This is a genomic window from Streptomyces sp. NPDC030165 (assembly GCF_055573595.1).
The window spans coordinates 502,804-523,690 of sequence record NZ_JBVIBD010000003.1 but is presented as its reverse complement, the minus strand read 5'-3'; the positions used below and the strand labels follow the sequence as shown (position 1 = coordinate 523,690).

The following is a 20,887-nucleotide window of genomic DNA, read 5'->3' as shown; positions in this document are numbered from 1 at the left end:
TACCGTGAAGACCGCTGCCCGTCCCCGCCCGAGAATCGGGGTGGCCGGTTCCTGCCGACGCGGGATCCGGCGACCATCGAGATCGACGGAGGCGAGATGCTGACCGGTAGCGACCGGCTGGACCCCGGTACCGCGGAGGGCTCCGACTGGGTGGGCGCCCACATCTTCTACGACACCGGCCAGGACGCGCTGCTGACCGACTGTGTCCGCCCGCTGGTCGCGCGGCTGACGGCCGACGGTCTCGTCCAGCGGTGGTTCTTCCTGCGCTACTGGGAAGGCGGCCCGCACGTCCGGCTGCGTCTGCTGCCCGCCCGTAGCGCCGACCGCGCCGCGATCGAGGACGTGACGGGCCGGCACGTCCGCGCGTACCTGGAGTCCGTCCCGTCCCCGGATGTCGTGGACCGCGCGCGCTTCGCCCAGGTCTCCGAGGGGCTGGCCGGCCTGGAGGGCCGGTCCGGCCAGGAGCGGCAGGAGGAAGTGCGGCCCAACAACACCGTGGAGTTCCTGCCGTACGAGCGGGAGCACTCCGACTTCGGGTACCGCGCGGCCGTCGCCGCCGTGGAACAGCACTTCCGCGAGTCCAGCGAGCTGGCACTGTCCGTCGTCGGCACCGGCGCGACCGTCGAGCAGCGCGCGATGCTGGCGTTCGACCTGGTCGTGGGAGTGTTCGCGCTCTGCGACGAGGTACGCGACCGGTGGTCACGGCACGGCGGCCCGCCTCTGCCCTTCGGCAGCGGCCCCGAGGCCGCCGACGTCGGGCCGCGGCACCGCGCCCAGCAGGCGCGGCTCGAAGAACGCGCCCGGCGCATCTGGCGCCTGGCGACCGCGCCCGAGGACGCACTGACCGGTGCCGGCGCGGACCACCGCGCCTACTGGATGGCGTCCCTGCGCCGGCTGCGGCACGCCCTCCACGAGCTGGAGGACGCGAGTGCCTTCGCCAACGAGTGGGCGGCCTCGCCGCTCGCCGGGCCGCTCGAACTGGCCGACACCGCCCACCCCGCCACGAGCCTGGTGCTGCTGCGCAGCGGTCACCTGATCAACAACCGCATCGGTCTCACCCTGTGGCAGGAGAACCAGGTGCGGTTCCTCGTGGGCCGGGTCCTCGCCGAACTGCCCGAGGCGTTGACCGTCTCATGAGCGGGGCACCCGCCGAGTGGCACAGCGTCCACGTGCACCACCACGACGAGAGCACCGAGCGCGCGCTCGTGCTGGACGCCGTCCGCCCGGCGTTCGAGGCCGTACGGACGTCGGTCAGCGGCGCCTGGTTCGGCCGGCACTGGCTGCGCGGCCCGCACCTGCGCCTGAACTTCCGCACCACGGCAAAGGAGTGGGCCGCCCACGTACGCCCGCGGGTCGTCGCCGCGCTGGAGACGTACGTACGCGAGCACCCCTCCACGGCCCGGCTGGACGAGACCGCGCTCGCCCCGGTGCACGAGCGGCTGGCGGAACTGGAGATGGAGACCGGGCCGCGGCACCCCTGGGTGCCCGACAACACCGTGCTCGAACAGCCCTATGACCACCGGCTGCCGGTGCTGGGGTCGATGCGGGGCAGCGAGGTGCTGGCCGGTTTCCTGAGCGACACCAACGACCTGGCGTTCGCGATGTACGAGCACCTCCAGAGCGGCGGGGCGCTCCCCGTACTGGCGCTGGACCTGATGTGGACCACCGCGTCGGTGGCTGCCGTCCCCTTCGACCCGGACGGCGCGCCGATCGCGCGCGGCTTCCTGTCCCTGCGGTCCCACGCCGACGCGTTCCTGTCCCGCACCCACGACCCGGCCGGCTACCGGGCCTCCTTCGACGAGCGCTACCGACGGCAGGCCGACGCGCTGTCCACGCGCCTGCGTACGGTGGAGTCCGTCCTGTCCGCGGAGCCCGGCGCCCCCGAAGGCCCGGGCGCCGCCGTGCCGTTCGTCCGTGAGTGGGCCGAGGCCGTACGCCGGTACCAGCGCATCGCGTACCCGCTGCTGGAGTCCGGCGAGCTGACGCTCAGCGGCGCCGGGCGGGCCCCCAGGCTGCCGACCCGGCAGCTCAGCGACTTCCACCGGCTCCTCCAGACCGACCACGGCCACGCGGACTTCCTCCGCGACGACACCTGGTTCGCTTCCTTCCGGCTGATCGTGAACTACCTCTACATCCACCTCAACCGCCTCGGTCTCAAGCCCGTCGACCGCGGCCTGCTGTGCCACCTCGCGGCGAACACGGTCGAAGCGGTGCACGGCGTCACCGCGGAAGCCGCCTTCCAGCGCCACGTCGTCTTCTCCCCCGCCGTGGACACTCCCGAGTGGTCCCGGCTGAGCAAGGAGTGGGCCCGGGGGGCGAGCGGGGCGGAGTGACGGGGGGGGCGGCAACTGCCCAGCCACCGCCGTGCCGACGTCGCCGGGGTCCGATCCGCCCGGCGCGACCGCCTACGCCCCACCCTCCGCGCAGGCGCTCAACTCCGGCAGCTTTCCGGCGGTCTCGTCGTCGGACGGCAGGCAGGAGACCAAAGTGACTCCGGGTACGGCGACCGGCGTCAGCTTGGTGTAGTCGAAGGTCAGCCGCCCCAGGCGCGGGTGGTCGAAGATCCGGCGGGTGGGGCGGAACTCCGCGATGTCGTGAGTGTCCCACCAAGTGCGGAATTCCTCGCTCCGGTCGCGCAGGTCGGCGGTCAGGCGGGCGAACGCCGGGTCACCGGTGTGCCGGTCGGCACTGGCGCGGTACTGCTCCAGGAGCGTACGGGCCTGATCGGGCCAGTCGGCCAGCAGCGTACGGACGCGGGGCTGCGTGAACACCAGGCGCAGCAGGTTGCGTGCGGGGTCGCTCCAGCGGGCGGGGTCGCCGATCAGGCCCGCCTCGGCGCGGTTCCACACCAGCAGGTCCCAGTTGGCGGCGACCGCGTAGGCCGGATACGGGTCGAGCACGTCCACCAGCCGCTGCAACGGCCCGGCGCCGGGCCGCACCGGCTCCGGTTCGGGCAGCGACTGCCCCGCCAGCGCGAACAGGTGGCGGGTCTCGGCCGGGGTCAGGCGCAGCACCCCGGCCAGGCTGTGCAGCACCTGGCGGCTCACGGTGATGTCCCTGGCCTGTTCGAGCCAGGTGTACCACGTGACGCTGACACCGGAGAGGGTCGCGACCTCCTCGCGGCGCAGTCCGGGCGTACGGCGGCGGGGGCCCGCCGGGAGACCGGCGTCGGCGGGCGCGACTCGTGCGCGGCGGGAGCGGAGGAACGCGGCCAGCACCCGGCGCCGTTCCCGGGCGGCCGCCGCCTCCGGCCCGGCCTGCGTCGCGTCGCGCCCGCCCATTTCCGTCCGTTCCCGCCCGTTCGGCCCCGCGTGGTCCGTCGGCACGGCCCTCGGCACCGGGACTCCGGCCCGCAAGGGGGTACCGCGACCACCAGCATAAATGGCCTCTGTACCGTCCTCCGCGCCCGGACCAGGGTCGGAGGCATGAAGCACACCGAACCACCGGCCGGCTCCGGCGACAGCGCCCGCACCCCTGGCCCCCGTCCCAGCCCGTACGGCGGAACGCCGACCGGTCCGCCCGCGCCGCCCGTTCCGCCCGTTGCGTCCCCGTGGCGGGCCCTGTCCGTCGTCCTCATCGGCGTGTTCGTGGCCGTCCTGGACACCTTCATCGTGCTCGTGGCCACCCCCGCCATCCAGCGGGACCTGCACGCGTCGGACGCGGACATCCAACTCGTCCTCGCCGGTTACCAGCTCAGTTACGCCGTCGTTCTGATCACCGGCGCCCGTCTCGGTGACCTGATCGGCCGCAAGCGGTGCTTCCTGATCGGTATGGCCCTGTTCACGCTCGCTTCGGTGGCCTGCGCGGCGGCGCCCGGCGCCGGTGCCCTGATCGCCGCCCGGCTGCTCCAGGGGCTCGGCGCCGCCGTACTGACCCCGCAGGTCTTCTCGACGATCCAGGTGCTGCTGCCGCCGGAGCGGCGGGCGCGGGCGTTCGGCGTGCTCGGCGCGGTCATCGGCACGGCGGGGGTCGCCGGGCAGCTGCTCGGCGGTGTGCTCGTCGCCGCCGACCTCTTCGGTACGTCCTGGCGCCCGGTCTTCTGGGTCAACGTGCCCGTCGGCCTGCTCACGCTGGTGCTCGCGGCCGTCCTCGTCCCCGAGTCACGGGCCCCGGAGAGCCGCCGCCTCGACCTCGCGGGCACGGCCGTCCTGACACCCGCGCTCTTCCTCCTCGTCGTGCCGCTGGTCGAGGGACGGGAAGCCGGCTGGCCCGTGTGGTCCTGGGCCGGCCCGGCCGCCGGAGCGCTCGCCCTCGTCGGCTTCGCCCGCGTGGAACGCCGCGTCGAGGCACGCGGCGGCTCCCCTCTCGTACGGCTGGGGCTGTTCCGCGACCGCGCCTTCAGCGTCGGCATGGCGCTGGTCCTCCTCACGTACTTCGGCATCAACTCCTTCTTCCTGGTCCTGTCCGTCACCCTGCAGGACGGGCTCGGCCTGGGCACCCTGGCCGCCGGCCTGTTCTACCTGCCCTTCGCGGCCGCCTTCTTCGCGGGCAGCGTCGTCGCCGGGCGGCTGGCCCACCACGGACGGCGGCTGCTGCGGACCGGGGCCGTCGTCCTCGGCCTCGGGCACGCGGCCGCGATCGCTGCCGTCCTGCACGCCGGGGCCGCGCTGACGGCCGGGACCCTCGTCGTACCGCTGCTGGTCATCGGTACGGGCACCGGTGTGCTGGTCACCCCGCTGCTCAACGCGGTGCTCGCGCGCGTGCGGCCGGCGGAGGCCGGGATGGCCTCCGGTGTCCTGTCGACCGGGCAGCAGGTGGGCGGTTCGGTCGGCGTCGCGGCCATCGGTGTCATCTTCTACGGCACGCTGGGCGACGCCGCCCGCCACGACCCCGTCGCATACGGACACGCCCTGGCCGCCGCCCTGGTCTTCAGCCTCACCCTGGCGGCTGCCGTCGCGGCCCTGCTGCGCTTCCTCCCCTCCCCGGGCGGAGCCAGGCCCAGTCGCGTCGCGGCCCGCTCCGGCCGGCCCTGACTGTGCGGCATCCCATGCGTTCTCCCCTGATTCGGCCGACCGCTCGGAATGACACAGCTTGCCGATCGAGGTCGCAGGCCGGTCCAACTCGGCCCGGCCGGCAAGCTCTGGACCACCCGGGCCACCCGCAACATCACCGCCACTCCCGAACGGCTCCGCATCGACAGACTGCTCGAAGAGGCCCTCACCCGCGGCGCCGACCACTCCACCTCACGCTCGTCTTCGGCATCGATGAGAAGACCGCCATCCGCTACGCGGGCTCCGCCCGCAAGCTCCTCGGATCCGAACCCGAAACGGGTCCAGGGCGTTCTCCATGAACCTCTACATCCTGCAACCGGCTGATCAGCCGATCAGCGCCTCGGTGATCTGGCGGGCGGTCTGCGCGGCGACCCGGGGATCGACGGCGGCGTAGGAGGTGTAGGCGTTCAGGCCGGTGGCCAGGGCCCAGCCGCGGCCCCGGGTCCAGGTGGCGTCGTCGACGCCGAGCGTGGCGCGGAAGACAGCCCGGCTCCCGGCAGACATCAGGGTGAAGGCGATGGTCAGGTCGCGGGCCGGGTCGCCGATGCCGAGCTCGCCGAAGTCGATGACCGCGCTGAGGCGGCCGGCGACGGTCAGCAGGTTGCCGGTGTGGAAGTCACCGTGGAACCAGACCGGCGGGCCGTCCCGTCCGGGGGCGCTCAGCGCCGCATCCCACAGTTCGGTCATGGCCGCGGCGTCGAACGCACCGTCGACCTCCGCGATGGCGGCTCGCGTCGCGCGGTCCCGGTCGCTCAGCGGCCGACCGGTGAGGTCCTCGCGAGCGTCCTGGACCGGGAAGCCCTCGGGCGTGAATGCCTGAAGGGCGGTGAGGAACTCCGCCAGTTGGACGGCAGCCCGGGACGAGTCAGCCAGTGCCTCAGCGGTCGCCACATCACCGTCCAGCCAGCGGGACACCGCCCACGGCCACGGATAACCGAAGCCGGGCTCCCCCGCCCCCGCCGGTACCGGGATGGCCAACGGCAGGTGCGGGGCGAGCCTGGGGAGCCACTCAGACTCCTTCACGGCCTGTCTGATGGCACCCGCATGACGGGGCAGCCGGACGGACAGGTCCTCGCCCAGCCGGTAGATCACATGGTCCGAACCGGCCGGGTCGAGCAGCTTGAGAGGCAGCCCGGCCCACTGCGGGAACTGCGTATCGACCAGGCGCCTGGCCAGTGCGGCATCGATCGCGGGGCGGGGGTCCGCGGCTCTCCCGGCTTCCAAGAGCAACTCCTGCGGTGGGCCCGCTCCATGCGGCGGGCAGTCGGAGCCATCACAGTGCCTCGTGCACTCGTCTGTCGACCGGTTTTCCCGACTGGCCGTCCTCTGCTCCGCGTTCCACACGCACGCCTGTCCGAGCCGACCCGGCGTGTTCCCCGTGAGCCCAGGGGGCTATCCCTGAAATTGGCGGCACCGGACCCTCAGGTTCCCGATGAACCACCTTCAGTGTTCGCGAACCCACGGGGGTCCCGGCCCCGTTCTCCCGGAGCTACGGCAAAGCCACAAGCAGCCCTCCGTAGCCGGAGTGACGCTCGGTCAGGAGAGTGAGGCAGGGGCCGGGGGCGGTCGGCGGGCACGGGCTCGGCGACGTGGCGGCCGAGGCGCTTCATCTCGTACACGGGTGAAGATGCCCCGGCAGTGCGGGGAGGTGCGCTTGATTTCCCGCGCACGCGGTCGACAGGCCCACGGGCCGGGTGTCGGACGTGTCGCCGAAGGCGGGGCCGCGGGTGTGGGGGCGGGCGCCGTCGGCGGCGACGAGGGCGAACTCACGCTCCGGCCCGTTGCGGAAGGTGACCTCCGCCCTCTCCCCTGTGCCGGACAGCTGCGTGACCTCATCCCCGGACAGGTACCCGGCGTGAGGGCGGGTCTCCTCGTGCAGGATGCAGGACAGGGTGGGCGCGCAGGATCTCCAGATCGGCGATCGGCCCCTGGCCGCCGAAAGCATTGCCGGGAAAGGCGGCCTTGACGGTTCGCCGCATCGACGAAGTGAATGCCCTCTTACAACCTGTGCGTTCGCTTGATCGCCGGAGCGACCGCGGACAGGTTCTGCGCGAGGAGGCCCGGCGCCAGCGTGTGTGTCCATGCAGTGGGGCACAGCCCAAGGAGGCTTGATTGTTAGCCTGGCAACAGTTAGCGTGTTAACTATGGGTGGATCGAAGCGTGAGAGCACGTTGGAGCTGATGCGGTGGGTTGTGTGGGGGCAGCGGCGCATCGCTGATGACTGGATACGGGAACGCGGCCTCACGCACGAGCAGAGTGCCGTGTTGGCGTACCTGTCGAAGAATCCGGATGCCATTCAGCGTGACGTCGCGCGGGCCATGCGCACCAGTGCGCCGAGCGTCTCGCGGCTCCTGGCCGGACTCGAGCGGCGCGGACTCGTAGAGCGCCAGATGCAGGAGGATGACACGCGCAGCCGTCGGGTGCATGTCACTCCAGCGGGCTCCGAACTGATCCAGGGTTTCGAAGAGGCCATGGACCGTGTCGAGGAGTCGATCCTCGCGCCGCTGGGCGCCGCAGAGCAGGCGCGACTCCATGAATACCTGGAACAGCTCGCCTCCCGGATCGAGCCACCCCGCTCTCCCTGACCCGGCTCTACTGCTCCGCACGGCGGCCGGGAGCCTCGCGGGCAGGACCGCCGGTTCATTCACCAACAGCAAGGAACCCCTGTATGACTCAGATCACGATCATCGGTGCCGGTCTCGCGGGACTGGCACTGGCACGAACCCTGGCGGTTCATGGAATCGCGTCCACGGTGTACGAGGCGGAGGCGTCTGCTCAGGCCCGGGGCCAAGGCGGCATGCTCGACATCCACGACTACAACGGACAGCACGGGATCCGTGCCACCGGTCTGATGGACGGCTTCCGATCCCTTGTCCTCGAAGGCCGCCAGGCATCCCGCGACGTGGCGCCTGACGGCACCATCCTGGCGGACCAGCCCGATGACCCCGCCGGAGGCCGCCCCGAGGTGCAGCGTGGCGAGCTGCGACAGTTGCTGCTGGAATCCCTGCCTGCCGGCAGGGTCGTCTGGGGCCACAGGACCCGGAGCGTGCGGACCCTCGCCGACGGCCGTCACGAAGTGACCTTCGCCAACGGATCGACGATTGTCACCGACATCCTCGTCGGTGCCGACGGTGCCTGGTCGAAGGTCCGGCCGCTGCTCTCCGATGCCACGCCCGCCTATGCCGGACGCTCGATGGTCGAGACGTACCTGTATGAGAGCGACACCCGGCACCCTGCCACCCTGGCGCTGGTCGGCGGCGGGTCGATGACCGCCTACGACGAAACCACCCGCATCGGTCTCGGCGTGCAGCGCGAGCGCGCGGACACCCTGCACTCCTACGCCATGTTCGACCAGCCGCTCGACTGGTTCGACGGTATCAACTTCAAAGACGGCCCTGCGGCCGCCCGCACCGTCGCGGCGATGTTCGAGGGGTGGGCGCCGGAACTCGTCGCCCTGGTCGCGGACAGCGACATCCCGCCGATTTTCCGCCCCTTGTACGGGCTACCGATCGGGCACCGCTGGGAACATATACCTGGGGTCACACTCATCGGAGACGCCGCGCACCTGGCACCGCCGGACGGCGAAGGAGCGAACTGGGCGCTCTTCGACGCAGGCCAGCTCGGCAACGCCATCGCCGAACAGCCCAAGGACATCGACGCGGCCATCCGCGCCTACGAAGCCGCGCTTTTCCCACGGAACATCGACACCGCGACCGCCGCCGCAGCCTACTACCCCGAATTCACACCCTCCTGACCACAGCAACCAGATAAGTCCGAGGCTTTACCGCAGGCGTTGGACGTGGTGGTGGGTGATCAGGCAGGTGGCGAGGCCGAGGAAGGCTTCGTGCATGTCGTCGCGTCGTTCCCAGCGGATCCGCAGTCGACGGAAGCCGTGCAGCCAGGCGATCGTGCGCTCGACCACGTAGCGGAAGACGCCCAGGCCGCTGCCGTGTTCCTGACCTCGTTCGGCGATGACCGGCCGGATCCCGCGCTGTCGCCCCAGGCGGCGGTACTTGACGTGGTCGTAGCCGCGGTCGGCGAGGAGTACGTCTGGCCGACGTCCGGGGCGGCCGGTGACGCCGGCCACGGCCGGGATCTTCTCCGACAGCGGCAGCAACTGTGTGACGTCGTTGCGGTTTCCGCCGGTCAGCGACTCCGGGAGCGGGACGCCCTGAGCGTCGGTGATGACGTGGTGTTTGCTGCCCGGCCGTGCGCGGTCGACCGGGCTGGGCCCGCTTTTGCCGCCGCGCCGAGCGGCCCGCACATACGAGGAGTCGATCACCGCCCGTGACCGGTCCAGCTTCTTCGCCGACCGCAGCTTCTTCAGCAGCACCACGTGCGGTTCGTTCCACACACCGGCCTCGTTCCAGGCTGCCAGGCGCCGCCAGCAGGTCATGCCCGAGCCGAAGTCCGGCTCCTGGGGCAGGTATTCCCATTGAATGCCGGTGTGCAGTACGAACAGGATTCCGCACAGTGCCTGCCGGTCCGGGATCCGCGGCCTGCCCTTCACCAGCTTCGGACCCGGCTCGGGCAGCAACGGCTCGATGTGAACGTCACATGATCAGCAACTTCTGTCAGGAGCTCTCAGTGGGTGGCGTGAGCCCGCAGGGTGCGCTCCAGGCCCATTCGGCGGGCGACGTTCCGCCCGGCACTTCGCACGTCCGCGGTCTGCCCGCCCTCGCGCAGGGCGGGCAGACCGCTCGACGGTCGTGGCCGGCATGCCGTGGCGCCTGAGCCCGTAGGCCGGGCCGGACCGGCTGCGCCGGCGCCCGCGATCAGCACGTTCCGGTGTGTCATGACGCTCCCCTTCTGTTCCTCAGTCTCCTCGCACCGGGTGACGGCCCGGTTCGCGGTGCGTTCACACCGGCGGGCTTTCACGCGGTGAGGTGCCGCTCGGTGACGGAGTCGCCGGCAGCGGCCTCGGGGATGATGCCGTGCTGCTCGTCCTCGGGGCGGCCCTTCCTGGGCAGCAGGAAGGTGATGGCGAGGAAGGCCACCAGCAGACACGTCTGGATGATCAGCGCGCGGTGGAAACCACCGCTGAAGTCACCGGTGTCGGCCTGGGCGAAGAACACCGAGCCGAAGATCGCGACGCCGATGGAGCCGCCGACCGCCTGGACCGCTGACAGGACGCCGGAGGCGGAACCGATCTCGTCGTCGTCGACCGCGGCCAGGATGACGCTGAACAGGGCGGCGATCACCATGCCGGCGCCGACGCCCGCCACCGCCACGCCGGGAGCGATGTCCCAGATGGAGAACGAGACGGCATCGAGGCCGTCGAGCTCGAACCACAGCACGGCCGCGCCGGCCAACTGGACCAGCGGTCCGATCTGCAACACCTTGCGGCCGATCTTGTCCGCGAGGAACGCGCCGCTGACAGCGCCGCCGATCGCGGTGCCCACCGCGAGCGGCAGGTTGCCGAGTCCTGCCTCACCGGCGGTGAAGTGCCGGCCGATCTGGAGGAACAGGGTCAGCACGAGCTGCGTGCCGATCAGCCCGCCGAAGAACAGGGCGATGCCGCCGAGCCCGACGGTGAAGGCCGGCTTGCGCAGCAGACCCGGGGTCACCAGCGGTTCCCGGCCCGCGGCGGCCGTTCGGCGCTGCTGTACGGCGAACAGAGCGAAACCGATCACCGAGGCGGCCATGCACAGCCACGTCCACAGCGGCCAGCCGTCCTCCTGCCCCTGGTTCAGCGGCAGCACCAGCAGGGCGCAGGACACCACCACCAGGGCCGCGCCGGCCATGTCGACCCGTACCGTGCGGTCGCCCGCCTTCTTGGGCACGCACTTCGCGGCGACGATCAGCGCCGCGACGCCGATGGGCAGGTTGACCAGGAACACCGACCGCCAGCCCAGGCCGAAGGAGTCGCCCTCGATGAGGAAGCCGCCCAGGACCGGGCCGATGATGCCGCCCAGGCCGAGGACGGGTCCGAAGATCGCGAAGGCCTTGGTGAGCTCGGGGCCGGAGAAGTTCTCCCGCAGCAGGCCCAAACCCTGGGGCAGCAGCATGGCCCCGGCTGCGCCCTGCAGCAGGCGGAAAGCGATCAGCGACTCGATGTCCGGCGCGATCGCGCACAGCAGCGAGCTCGTGGTGAAGGCCGCCAGGCCGGTCAGGAACATCCGGCGCCGCCCGTAACGGTCGCCGAGCCGGCCGCCCAGGACCAGACCGGCGCCCAGGGTGAGGGCATAGCCGCCGATCACCCACTGCAGTCCGACGGAACCGGCACCGAGGGACTTCTCCAGGTCCGGTCCGGCGACGTTGACGATCGAGGCGTCCAGGAGATCCATGATCTCCGCGACGATCATCACCGCCAGGATCAGCCACCGCCACCGATAGGGCCCGGTCGTCTCGTCAGGGGTGGGCAACGGGTCACGCACGCCAGGTACCTCCATCATGAAGTAATTCCACCGTGAAGGTAAATTGGTGACGGTAGGTTGTCAAAGCGGGCTGCCCGTGTGAATCGCACGGCAGGAGACAGGAGTGGAGGGCCGGCGTGGAGGAAGCCATGCGCGACGGCATCGCGGAGCAGCGTGAGCGGCTGATGGAATCGCTGAGGATCTACGGCGGCCACTACGCCGAATTCGGCCGGCGCTTCGCCGCCTGGCTGGGCCTGCACTCCACCGACGCGACCGCGGTACTGGAGATCGCCGCCGCCGAGGAGCGCGGCACCCCCCTGTCACCGGCGCGGCTCAGCGAGAGGATCTCCCTGTCGACGGGAGCCACCACCGCACTCCTGAACCGTCTCGAAGCGGCGGGGCACATCACCCGCGCCCGCGAACACTCCGACCGGCGCATCGTCACCCTGCGCAGCGGCGGGCACATCCAGGAACGGGCCGACGAGTTCTTCGGCCCGCTCGCCCACCGCCTCGACACCACGATGTCGCACCACCCGCCCCAGCTCCTGGAACAGTTCGAAGCGTTCATGGCCGACCTGAACACCACCATGGACGCCTACCTCACGGAACAGGACACGGCGACACCGCGCTCCCCCCGCGCCCCTGGTGGCCGGACTCCCTGACCGGCGCGGTGCCGGCCCCGACGACAGGCCGCAGTGCGCATCCGGGCCCGGTGGCGGACCCGGCTCACTGCGGCCTCCGCCGCCAGCGCCATCAGCGTGCCCCCGGTCGCCGCGCACACGCGCAGACCCAAGAGGCACTCCTCCAGCTCCCACCCCCTGCCGCACTCCGGGCTCCTTCCGGTCGTCATGCCCGGAGCACCTCGCCGGACACGGCCCCCGATCAGCCCAGAAGGCGGAACGCGGCATCGGCATCCTCGGCATCTGTCTCGCGTGGAGTGGGTGATGGCGTCAGGGAACGCGCCCAGTGTCGCGGTGGCCGCTTCGCGGCCGGATGGGCAGTACTGCGGGGGTTGTACATCTGTCGCCGTTACCGCGGTCGGTGGAGAGCCGATGTCACCTCCTGGTTGCGCCGATCTCAACTCGTGGGCTGACGAGAGCCGCCGCCCCGACGGATAGCTTCTTCCCCGTACCGCGCTGAGGCGAACGGGGAGCACCACCGCCAGAGCCGCCTGAGCGCCGTACGGCCATGAGGGGGTGCGCCGATGCGTCCGACGACGTACGCGCCGGCCGTGTCGGACGGCGCTCCCATGACCCGAAGGGGGAGAAGACATGCGACCGAACGCTGTGAAGAGGACGCTCGTCAGTGTCACCGCTGCCGTCGGCATCGCCGCCGGCGGCCTGGCGGGGGCGGGCACCGGCTTCGCCGCCACGCCGGCCGCGCAGCCGGCGGTGACGGCCGTGTCGGCCGAGGCTGTCGCGCCGCTCGCGGTGAACAACATGGGCCTGAGCGCCGCGCAGGCCAAGAAGGTCCAGGGCTGGCTGAAGAAGCACTGGAAGTACACCGGCAAGATCGACGGGACGCTGGGCACCGAAAGCTGGAAGGCGTTCCAGCGCTGCCTGAAGAAGTACTGGAAGTACACCGGGAAGATCGACGGAAAGCCCGGCACCGAGACGGTGAAGGCGCTCCAGCGCCTGCTGAAGGACAGCTGGGGTTACACCGGGAAGATCGACGGAGACCCCGGGACGAAGACCAAGGCCGCGTTCAAGCGGTTCGCCAACTCCCTCTAGGGACCGGCCTCCTGAGGTGACCGGCATCTGACGCCGTCGAGCGGCGCGCCATCCGGGCGCGCCGCTCGATCGGCTGTGTGTGTGGGGGGGCGGGCCGGCGCCGGACGGCTCCGTGCCGACGCTACGGCTCCGTCCCAACGCTACGGTGCCGTCGCAGCCTCGGCAGCCGCGTCGGCCCCGTCAGCCGAGCAGCCGTACCGGTGAGCCCGCCAGGTACGCCTGGATGTCCTCGACCGCCTGGCCGTAGTACGTGCGGTAGTTGTCCCAGGACACATAGCCGAGGTGGGGTGTGGCCAGCAGCCGGGGTGCCGTGCGCATCGGGTGGCCGGCGGGCAGCGGCTCGATGTCGAAGACGTCGACGCCCGCGCCGGCGAACCGGCCCTCGTGCAGCGCATCGAGCAGAGCCTGCTGGTCGACGATGGCCGCCCGGGAGGTGTTCACCAGGTATGCGGTCGGCTTGAGCAGGGCGAGTTCGGGCGCGCCGAGCAGGCCCCGCGTGCGGTCGCCCAGCGCCAGGTGGACCGAGACGAAGTCACTGGTGGCGAGGAGTTCCTCCTTGTTCGCCGCGAGGCCGACACCGATTTCGTCGGTCCGTTCCTTCGTGAGGTGCCGGCTCCCGGCCACCACGTCCATGCCGAAGGCCGTACCGATCCGGGCGACCTGGCTGCCGATCTTGCCGAGCCCGAGCAGGCCGAGACGCCGGCCGTGCAGGTCGGAAGTCGTCGAGCACGGCACAGCGCAGGTGCATGGCAGTCATCTCCGTAGGTGCGGTTCGTGGTGGCGTCCCCCGGGGAGCACACGGCAAAATGATCACCTTACGGTGGGCGGGAGCACCTGTGAACGGCAGCCGAGCGGCTGAGCAGTGCCGTATGGCCTCGGCTGCCCGGTGCGGTCCGTCCGCCGTGCGTGGCGTGCGTCGCGGGGCCCGGCCGTGACCGACGGAACCGGGCTCCGGACCCGGAGAAGGGGTCCATGAACGACATCTCAGCTTTCAGCGGCATCCCGACGACCACCCTCGCCGAGGTACGGGAGGCCGGCTTCCCGGTCTTCGCGCGCGGCGTCATCCCCGTTCCGGGGACCAAGACGGCCGTCGCGCCGCTCAACGGTCCGGTGCGGTGCGGCGGCGTGACCGTGCGCAGCGGCGACGTCGTGGTGGCCGACGAGGAGGGCGTCCTGGTCACCCCCGCGGACCGCCGCGAGCAGGTGCTCGCCGACGCCGAGAAGAAGCTGGCCGAAGAGGCTGCCGAAACCTTCGACGACTGGGAAGCGGCCCACCGCGCGCGTATCGACAAGATCCTGAGCGACCAGGGCTTCACGGGCTGAGCGCCCGGCCGGCCGGACCCCCGGCAGGCCGCGGCGTCCTCACGTGCCGTCGTCGGGCCGGCCCGGCCCGGATCCGATTCCACGCTCCGGCACATCCGGCATCCGGCATCCGGCGCATCGGACCCTTACAGCACATCCTGCACGTCCAACACGTCCGATGCGTCCAGCACATCCAGCCCGTCCAGCCCTTCCGACGCATCCGGCACACGCACGGAAGGCGGGCGCCGGCGTCCCGCCCGATTCCCGTTCCGTACACGATGGCCGACCGGCGCGCGCCGGGTGAGCGACGGCACCTGACCACCGATCAGCTCCCAGGGACCCGCGTGGCGCGCCACCGGACCGTCTCCCGTACAGGAACACGCTCGCCGCGCTTTCCGCGCATTCGACCCCGTCCGCAAACCCGTTGTCGGTACCACGTCCCCCGTACTGCGGGGCGCACAACGGTACGGGCGGTGGTACACCGCTCACGATGCGGCTCGCGTTTGCTCACCCAAACGTTCCGCATCATCCGCACGAGTGAACACCGACGCCGGATTGCTGGGTAATTGCCTAGTGCACCCGCTTTTCCGGGTGCCATGGAGGACACCGCGACACGGGCGTCCGGCCCGGTCCCGTCGTGCTGTGCGCGCACCGGGCACACGGGTCCGGACGCGGAGCACGGAGCCGGGCCGGCCGCTCCCTGGACGGGCGCCCCGCCGACGTGACCGTCCGGACGCGGCCCGAGCGGTGGCGCGCCGCCGGCTCCGCCTCCTTCGTCATCGCGTTCAGCCGACCCGGGCCGCCCGGTTCCGTCCGGAACCGTCCGCCCGGCCCCTCTTCCGCCCCGGCCTCCCGGGCACTTCGACCGTTTCCGAGGTATTGACCATGCTGCGACCCTCCCAGGCGCCCGGCCGGCCGGGCCGGCACGCGACGTGGAACGACACGGCGACGCCGTACCCGCGCGACCGCTGCCTGCACGAGCTGTTCGAGGAGCGGGCGCTGGCCGCGCCCGGGGCGCCCGCCGTCCGGCACGGCGACCGCACCCTGACCTACGGGGAGCTGAGCCGGCACTCCGACGCCCTCGCCCGGCGGCTGCTGACCGCGGGGGTCCGCCCCGGGAGCGCCGTAGGGGTGCTGGGCGGCCGGTGTCCCGAGGCGCTGGCGGCGTTCCTCGCCGTTCTCAAGTGCGGTGCGGTGTACGTGCCGTTGGACGACGCGTACCCGCCCGCGCGGCTGCGTGCCATGGCCGAGGAGGCCGAGGTGCGGGTCGCCGTCGCGCTGCCCGGCAGTACGTGCCGGGTGCGCAGGCTGCGTGCCTGTGTCGACGGAGACCTCGCCACGCTCTCCCAGGGCTCCGGGGCGACGGCCACGTCCGGAGCCCCGGGCGTGGCCGTCGCCCCGGAGGACTGCGCCTACATCATGTTCACCTCCGGCTCGACCGGCCGCCCGAAGCCGGTGGCGATCCCGCACCGCGGCGTCGTGCGTCTGGCCGCCTCCGGCGCCTGGCTGTCGCCTCCGGTGCCCGGCGAGCGGGTGCTGCACGCGTACAGCTGCTCCTCCGACGCCTCGACGATCGAGATCTGGACGGCGCTGCTGTCCGGGGCCTGCCTCGTCGTCGCGGAGCGGGAGCAACTGCTGTCCGTGGACGCGCTGGAGCGGCTGCTGCGCGAGGAGGAGGTGGCGGTGGCCTTCCTGACCGCGGGGGTGCTGCACCACGTGGCCCGCACCCGGCCGGAGGCGCTGCGGAGCCTGCGGTTCGTCTCGGCGGGCGGCGAGGCGCTCGATCCCCGGCTGTGCCGCCGCGTGCTGTCCGCCTGCCCCGGGACCACCCTCGTCAACTTCTACGGGCCGACCGAGAACAGCGTCGTCTCCAGCGCGTTCGTCGTGCGGGACCTGCCCGCCGGCGCGGCCACCGTGCCCATCGGGCGGCCCTTTCCCAACTCGACCTGCTACGTGCTCCGCGACGACGGTACGCCCGCCGGTCCCGGCGAGGAGGGTGAGCTGCTCGTCGGAGGCGACGGCCTCGCCATCGGCTACCTCAACGACCCGGCCCTGACCGCCGAGCGCTTCCTCGACGACCCTTTCGGTCCCCGGACCGGCGGGCGCCTGTACCGTACGGGCGACCGCGCCCGATGGCGGCCGGACGGCACCCTGGAGTACCGGGGCCGCCACGACCGGCAGGTCAAACTGCGGGGCTTTCGCGTGGAGCTGGACGAGATCGAGGCCCGGCTGCGGGCGCACGAAGCCATCGCCGAGGCCGCCGTCGAGGTCGACGGGGAGGAGGCGCGTGCCCGGCCGGTGGCCTTCGTGACGCCGGTCCGCCCCGGCGAACGGGTCCCGGTCGAGCAGGTGCGCGCGTACCTGGCGTCCTGGCTGCCCGCGCCCGCCGTACCGGCGCGTATCCAGGTCCTGGACCGCTTCCCGGTCACCGGCGCGGGCAAGATCGACCGGCGCGCGCTGCTCGCCCGGGCGGCGCTGCCCGCGGCCCGCGACGGGGCCCGCCCGCACGACGCGGTACGCGCCGGGCCGCGGCGGGACGGCACCGGTCCGTACGCGGCCGAGTGCTCCGGGCAAACGGATGCGACCGGGAACGCCGACGCGAACGCAAACGGGGAACAGCGTGTGGGCGAGGCGGGTCCGGGCGCCGGGGGCGGCACCGCGGGGGACGGTTGCGGTCTGCTGAGCGTGCTCGCCGACGTCTGGGAGCAGATCCTGCGTGTCCGCCCGGCACCCGACGACGACTTCTTCGACCTCGGCGGTGACTCGCTGCTCACCGCCGAGGTGACCACCAGGACGATGACCGCGCTGGGCATGGACGCGGCACACGGCACCTTCCTCGTCCGCAGCCTGCTGCGGACGCCGACGCTCGGCGCGTACGCGGTGGCGGTGGACCGGGCGCTGCGGGACGGCCGCGCCGGGCACCGGACCGGCTCGGCGCCCGCGTCGGAGGCGTACTTCCTGCGCGAGGCCCGCCTCGGGCTGCGGCTGCCGCCGGTACGCGGCCGTGTCCCCCGATGGCGTGCGCCCGAGCGCGTCCTGGTCACCGGGGCCACCGGCTTCGTGGGCGCCTTTCTGCTCGACCGGCTCGCCCGGGTCACCGGCGCCGAGCTGCTGTGCCCCGTACGGGCCAGGGACGCGGCGCACGCGCGGCGCCGGGTGTGCTCCAACGCGGCCCGGTACGGCCTCGACACCACCCCGTACGAGCAGCGCCTGACCTGCTTCCCGGCCGATCTGACCGCCCCGCTCCTGGGCCTGACCGAGGAGCGGTTCGGGCGGCTCGGCGAGACGGCCGATCTGATCCTGCATGCCGGGGCGCACGTCAACTTCCTCTATCCGTACGCCGCCCTGCGCCCGGCCAACGTCCACGGCACCCGGGAACTGGTGCGGCTGGCCGCCGGGCGGCGGGTCCCGCTGCACTTCCTGTCCACCATCGCGGTGCTGGCGGGTTTCGGCACGGCCGGGGTGCGGCAGGTGGCCGAGGACACGCCGCTGGGCCACGCCGACCACCTGACCATGGGGTACGCGGAGAGCAAGTGGGTGGCGGAGCGGATGCTGAAGGAGGCGTCGGAGGCGGGGCTGCCGGTGGCGGTGCACCGGCCGTACGAGGTCACCGGCGAAGAGCAGACCGGCATCTGCAACACCGAGACGGCCATCAGTTCGCTGTTCCGCGTCATCGCGGAGACGGGCGTGGCGCCCGACGTGCCGCTGCCGCTGGACTTCGTGCCGGTCGACCACCTGGCCGCCGCCGTGGTGCACCTGGCGACCCGCGAGCCGGCCGACGGTCGCACCTACCACCTCACCAACCCCCGCCCGGCCCGCCTCGCCGACATGCTGGCCCGGATGCGGGCGGCGGGCTACGGCATCCGCGAACTGCCTTACGACGCCTGGGTGCAGGAACTGGTACGACACGTGGCGCGGCACCCCAGCAGCCCCACGACGCCGTTCGTCTCGCTCTGTGTGGACCGCAGCAACAAGTCCGACATCAGCGTGAAGGAGATGTATCTCGACGGCGTCTTCCCGCGACTCGCACGTGCGAACACCGACCGCGGCCTGCGGGACAGCGGCCTGCGCTGCCCGCCCACCGACGCCGCCCTCCTCGACCGCTACCTCGCCTTCTTCCGCTCCAGCGGCTTCCTGCCGCCGCCGCTCCCCGGCGACGGCGGCTGAGCCGGGCCCGGTGTCACAGCGGCCGGGCGCCCGCCAGGAGTTCGAAGGTACGGCGCTGTACGTCGGCCGGGTAGTTGTCCGCGAAAGCCGTGCTGCGCAGCTCGTCCTCGCGGACGCAGTCGAAGACGACGGTCGGCCCGGTACCGGTGGCACGTTCCTTCTCGTGGTAGCAGACCATCAGGTGCATGATCGCGGTGTCGGGCAGCACGTGGATGCCGTCCGTGGGGTGCGAGCGGGTCGCGAAGCCCCACAGCACGTCGCGGACGTCGGTCGGGTCGATGTCGCTGTCCAGGACCATGATCCGGGTGACCCACCAGCCACCGTGCGGAAAGGCGTCCACGGCCTCGCCGACCGCCCGGCACAGCTCCTGCGACGACGTGAACCCCGTGCGCTCGCGCCAGTCCCGGTCGACGGTGACGGCCAGCACGTGCACGGCGGTCTCCGGGATCATCCAGGCGGCGGCCACCGGGATGCCGGCCTCGCGCAGGTAGTGGGTCCAGCGGGCCGAGTGGGTCAGGCCGATCAGGGTGTGGTCCTCGTCCACCGGCTTGCCCGCGCACACCACCGGCATGACGGGATCGTCGCGGTGGGTGACCGCGGTGACGTGGTAGGCGGGCAGTGACCAGCTCCCCTCCGGGACGTAGCCCGCGAACTCACCCATCGGCCCCTCCGGCAGCAGGTCGTCGTGGTCGATGTAGCCCTCGATGACGATCTCGGCGGTGGCGGGCACTTCGAGGTCGACGGTCTTGCAGCGTACGACCTCGATCGGTGCGCCGAAGTAGGCGCCCAGGTAGGCCGCTTCGTCGACGTGCTCGGGCAGCGACATGGTCGACACCAGCGGGACGGCGGGCTCGGCGCCCAGGACCAGCGCGAAGGGGGTGCGTTCGCCGCGCGCCCGCCACATGTCGTCGATGACGCCGATGTGCTGCGGCGAGCCGGTGAAGGCGACGATGCGGCGCGCGTCGTGCAGCATGGCGCGCGCGATGCCCCAGTTGGTCCACTTCCGGTCCGGGCTGCGCAGCACGAACGTGCCGACGGTGTTGGCGTACCGGCCGCCGTCGCCCTGGTGGAGCAGCGGGAACGGCAGCCGGGTCAGGTCGATGTCGGCACCGAGCAGGACGTTGTCCTGGCACGGCCCCGAGTCCAGTGTGACGGGCGGTACGGGCGGTGCCGCCTGCGCGGCGACCAGGCCGTCCATCAGCTCCCGCGGCGGTGTGTCCGGGTCCAGGCCCAGAGCCAGCGCGAGCCGCGCGTAGGGCGCTTGCGGCCGGCTGCTCAGGGCGGCGGGCGCGGCGAGGACCCGGAACCCGGGCCGGCAGCCGCGGATGCGGGTGAGGAGCTGGGCCGGGGCCCGGTGCTCGGTGGCGTACCGGGCGATCGCGCCGATCTCCAGTTCGGGGTCCACCTCGTCGTCGATCACGCGCAGGTCGTCGAGTTCGGCCAGGGCGTCGAGGTAGTCGCGGAGGCTGGTGAGGTGCTTCATGGGCGGGTGGTCTTCCTTTGTCGGTGGCAGAGAAGCGGGGACGGTGGGGAAAGGGGACGGGGACGGTGGGGAAGGGGGACGGGGAGGCGGGAGTGGTCAGGAGAGGCCGGGGGCGGCCACCGGGGCCGTGTGGTGCTCTTCCGGGACGTGGGCCTGCGCGTCGGGGTTCCGGGCGTCGCCCGCCCGTTCGTCGCGGGCGTGCTGCCGGGCCGCGTGCATCCCGTTCCAGCGGTACGCCTTGGGCGTGTCGATGCCGAACTGGTCGAGCACGCGGGTGACGGTGTGCCCCACGATGTCGTCGACCGTGGCCGGGTGCTGGTAGAAGGCGGGCACCGGCGGCAGCATCACCGCGCCCATCCGGGCCAGCGTGAGCATGTTGTCCAGGTGGATCTCGCTCAGCGGCGCTTCCCTGGGCACCAGCACCAGCTTGCGGCGCTCCTTGAGGGTGACGTCGGCGGCGCGGGCGATCAGTCCGTCGGCGTAGCCCATGCGGATCGCTGCCAGCGTCTTCATGCTGCACGGGGCGATCACCATGCCGTCCACGCGGAACGAGCCGGAGGAGATCGCCGCGCCCTGGTCCTCGGGGCTGTGGGTGACGTCGGCGAGCGCGCTGACCTCGCGCACGCTCATCGAGGTCTCCCACTCGATGGTGCTGCGCGCCCACCGGCTGATCACCAGGTGGGTCTCCACACCGCCGTGCGCGCGCAGCTGCTCCAGCAGCCGTACGCCGAGCACGGCGCCCGTCGCCCCCGTGATGCCGACCACCAGTCGCGCCGGTGCGGCGCTGCCGCCACCGATCATGTTCGCCATGTCCGCCTCTCGTCCGTGTACGGGTACTGCTGTGTCGTGCGGGTGCCG

The 20,887-nt window shown here is 72.1% G+C and carries 14 protein-coding genes and 2 pseudogenes; 9 read left to right on the top strand and 7 right to left on the bottom strand.

Annotated elements, in window-relative coordinates:
* The first annotated feature begins 96 nt into the window (after positions 1 to 96).
* Both ACZ4Z1_RS08535 and ACZ4Z1_RS08530 read left to right on the top strand, forming a co-directional pair.
* Positions 97 to 1,137 carry a thiopeptide-type bacteriocin biosynthesis protein gene (locus tag ACZ4Z1_RS08535; RefSeq protein WP_468485813.1) on the top strand — a complete coding sequence of 347 codons (1,041 nt, stop codon included), beginning with the start codon at positions 97 to 99 and terminating at the stop codon, positions 1,135 to 1,137.
* Positions 1,134 to 2,333: a thiopeptide maturation pyridine synthase gene (locus tag ACZ4Z1_RS08530; protein ID WP_468485812.1), complete on the top strand. Its 1,200-nt coding sequence runs from the start codon at positions 1,134 to 1,136 to the stop codon at positions 2,331 to 2,333. Before ACZ4Z1_RS08535 ends, ACZ4Z1_RS08530 begins: the two co-directional genes overlap by 4 nt.
* Before the next feature lie 72 nt (positions 2,334 to 2,405).
* On the opposite strand, the gene ACZ4Z1_RS08525 is transcribed toward ACZ4Z1_RS08530, so the two are convergent.
* Positions 2,406 to 3,281 carry a helix-turn-helix transcriptional regulator gene (locus ACZ4Z1_RS08525; protein WP_468485811.1) on the bottom strand — a complete coding sequence of 292 codons (876 nt, stop codon included), beginning with the start codon at positions 3,279 to 3,281 and terminating at the stop codon, positions 2,406 to 2,408.
* A gap of 144 nt (positions 3,282 to 3,425) precedes the next feature.
* Here ACZ4Z1_RS08525 and ACZ4Z1_RS08520 point away from each other — a divergent pair, with 144 nt between their 5' ends.
* Positions 3,426 to 4,973 carry an MFS transporter gene (locus tag ACZ4Z1_RS08520; RefSeq protein ID WP_468485810.1) on the top strand — a complete coding sequence of 516 codons (1,548 nt, stop codon included), beginning with the start codon at positions 3,426 to 3,428 and terminating at the stop codon, positions 4,971 to 4,973.
* A 342-nt stretch (positions 4,974 to 5,315) separates the two neighbouring features.
* On the opposite strand, the gene ACZ4Z1_RS08515 is transcribed toward ACZ4Z1_RS08520, so the two are convergent.
* Positions 5,316 to 6,215: an aminoglycoside phosphotransferase family protein gene (locus ACZ4Z1_RS08515; protein ID WP_468485809.1), complete on the bottom strand. Its 900-nt coding sequence runs from the start codon at positions 6,213 to 6,215 to the stop codon at positions 5,316 to 5,318.
* 920 nt (positions 6,216 to 7,135) lie between these two features.
* Between ACZ4Z1_RS08515 and ACZ4Z1_RS08510 the strand changes: the two genes are divergently transcribed.
* Positions 7,136 to 7,576, top strand: coding sequence for a MarR family winged helix-turn-helix transcriptional regulator (locus ACZ4Z1_RS08510; protein ID WP_468485808.1), 441 nt, complete (start codon positions 7,136 to 7,138; stop codon positions 7,574 to 7,576).
* Positions 7,577 to 7,659: 83 nt separating this feature from the next.
* Complete coding sequence (locus ACZ4Z1_RS08505) at positions 7,660 to 8,745, top strand: FAD-dependent oxidoreductase (protein ID WP_468485807.1); 1,086 nt, start codon at positions 7,660 to 7,662, stop codon at positions 8,743 to 8,745.
* Positions 8,746 to 8,772: 27 nt separating this feature from the next.
* On the opposite strand, the gene ACZ4Z1_RS08500 is transcribed toward ACZ4Z1_RS08505, so the two are convergent.
* Entirely contained in the window at positions 8,773 to 9,537 is a 765-nt protein-coding gene (locus tag ACZ4Z1_RS08500; protein WP_468485887.1) for an IS5 family transposase, read from the bottom strand.
* Between the two features lie 328 nt (positions 9,538 to 9,865).
* Positions 9,866 to 11,386 (bottom strand): MFS transporter, encoded by a 1,521-nt coding sequence (locus ACZ4Z1_RS08495; RefSeq protein WP_468485806.1) that lies wholly within the window; start codon positions 11,384 to 11,386, stop codon positions 9,866 to 9,868.
* A 110-nt stretch (positions 11,387 to 11,496) separates the two neighbouring features.
* Here ACZ4Z1_RS08495 and ACZ4Z1_RS08490 point away from each other — a divergent pair, with 110 nt between their 5' ends.
* A complete protein-coding gene (locus tag ACZ4Z1_RS08490) occupies positions 11,497 to 12,009 on the top strand; it encodes a MarR family winged helix-turn-helix transcriptional regulator (protein WP_468485886.1) in 513 nt (170 codons plus the stop codon).
* Between the two features lie 609 nt (positions 12,010 to 12,618).
* Entirely contained in the window at positions 12,619 to 13,077 is a 459-nt protein-coding gene (locus tag ACZ4Z1_RS08485; protein ID WP_468485805.1) for a peptidoglycan-binding domain-containing protein, read from the top strand.
* A 180-nt stretch (positions 13,078 to 13,257) separates the two neighbouring features.
* Here ACZ4Z1_RS08485 and ACZ4Z1_RS08480 read toward each other — a convergent pair.
* Positions 13,258 to 13,794: pseudogene (locus ACZ4Z1_RS08480) on the bottom strand (NAD(P)-dependent oxidoreductase); the annotation flags it as partial.
* Positions 13,795 to 14,091: 297 nt separating this feature from the next.
* On the opposite strand from ACZ4Z1_RS08480, the pseudogene ACZ4Z1_RS08475 reads away from it, so the two are divergent.
* Together ACZ4Z1_RS08475 and ACZ4Z1_RS08470 are read left to right on the top strand one after the other, a co-directional pair.
* Positions 14,092 to 14,400 (top strand): annotated as a pseudogene (locus ACZ4Z1_RS08475) (RraA family protein); the annotation flags it as partial.
* An 864-nt stretch (positions 14,401 to 15,264) separates the two neighbouring features.
* On the top strand, positions 15,265 to 18,546 hold the full coding sequence (locus ACZ4Z1_RS08470) for an amino acid adenylation domain-containing protein (protein WP_468485804.1): 3,282 nt from the start codon (positions 15,265 to 15,267) through the stop codon (positions 18,544 to 18,546).
* A gap of 13 nt (positions 18,547 to 18,559) precedes the next feature.
* Here the strand turns inward: ACZ4Z1_RS08470 and ACZ4Z1_RS08465 are convergent, their stop codons facing one another.
* Complete coding sequence (locus tag ACZ4Z1_RS08465) at positions 18,560 to 20,029, bottom strand: UbiD family decarboxylase (protein WP_468485803.1); 1,470 nt, start codon at positions 20,027 to 20,029, stop codon at positions 18,560 to 18,562.
* A 96-nt stretch (positions 20,030 to 20,125) separates the two neighbouring features.
* Positions 20,126 to 20,839 (bottom strand): non-oxidative hydroxyarylic acid decarboxylases subunit B, encoded by a 714-nt coding sequence (locus ACZ4Z1_RS08460; RefSeq protein WP_468485802.1) that lies wholly within the window; start codon positions 20,837 to 20,839, stop codon positions 20,126 to 20,128.
* Positions 20,840 to 20,887 lie beyond the last annotated feature (48 nt).

What these genes read in the sequence shown, in the direction of transcription:
- ACZ4Z1_RS08535 (WP_468485813.1), top strand. Translation starts at nt 97, where the DNA reads ATGCTGACCGGTAGCGACCGGCTGGACCCCGGTACCGCGGAGGGCTCC.
- ACZ4Z1_RS08530 (WP_468485812.1), top strand. Translation starts at nt 1,134, where the DNA reads ATGAGCGGGGCACCCGCCGAGTGGCACAGCGTCCACGTGCACCACCAC.
- ACZ4Z1_RS08525 (WP_468485811.1), bottom strand. Translation starts at nt 3,281, where the DNA reads ATGGGCGGGCGCGACGCGACGCAGGCCGGGCCGGAGGCGGCGGCCGCC.
- ACZ4Z1_RS08520 (WP_468485810.1), top strand. Translation starts at nt 3,426, where the DNA reads ATGAAGCACACCGAACCACCGGCCGGCTCCGGCGACAGCGCCCGCACC.
- ACZ4Z1_RS08510 (WP_468485808.1), top strand. Translation starts at nt 7,136, where the DNA reads ATGGGTGGATCGAAGCGTGAGAGCACGTTGGAGCTGATGCGGTGGGTT.
- ACZ4Z1_RS08505 (WP_468485807.1), top strand. Translation starts at nt 7,660, where the DNA reads ATGACTCAGATCACGATCATCGGTGCCGGTCTCGCGGGACTGGCACTG.
- ACZ4Z1_RS08495 (WP_468485806.1), bottom strand. Translation starts at nt 11,386, where the DNA reads ATGATGGAGGTACCTGGCGTGCGTGACCCGTTGCCCACCCCTGACGAG.
- ACZ4Z1_RS08490 (WP_468485886.1), top strand. Translation starts at nt 11,497, where the DNA reads ATGCGCGACGGCATCGCGGAGCAGCGTGAGCGGCTGATGGAATCGCTG.
- ACZ4Z1_RS08485 (WP_468485805.1), top strand. Translation starts at nt 12,619, where the DNA reads ATGCGACCGAACGCTGTGAAGAGGACGCTCGTCAGTGTCACCGCTGCC.
- ACZ4Z1_RS08470 (WP_468485804.1), top strand. Translation starts at nt 15,265, where the DNA reads ATGCTGCGACCCTCCCAGGCGCCCGGCCGGCCGGGCCGGCACGCGACG.
- ACZ4Z1_RS08465 (WP_468485803.1), bottom strand. Translation starts at nt 20,029, where the DNA reads ATGAAGCACCTCACCAGCCTCCGCGACTACCTCGACGCCCTGGCCGAA.
- ACZ4Z1_RS08460 (WP_468485802.1), bottom strand. Translation starts at nt 20,839, where the DNA reads ATGGCGAACATGATCGGTGGCGGCAGCGCCGCACCGGCGCGACTGGTG.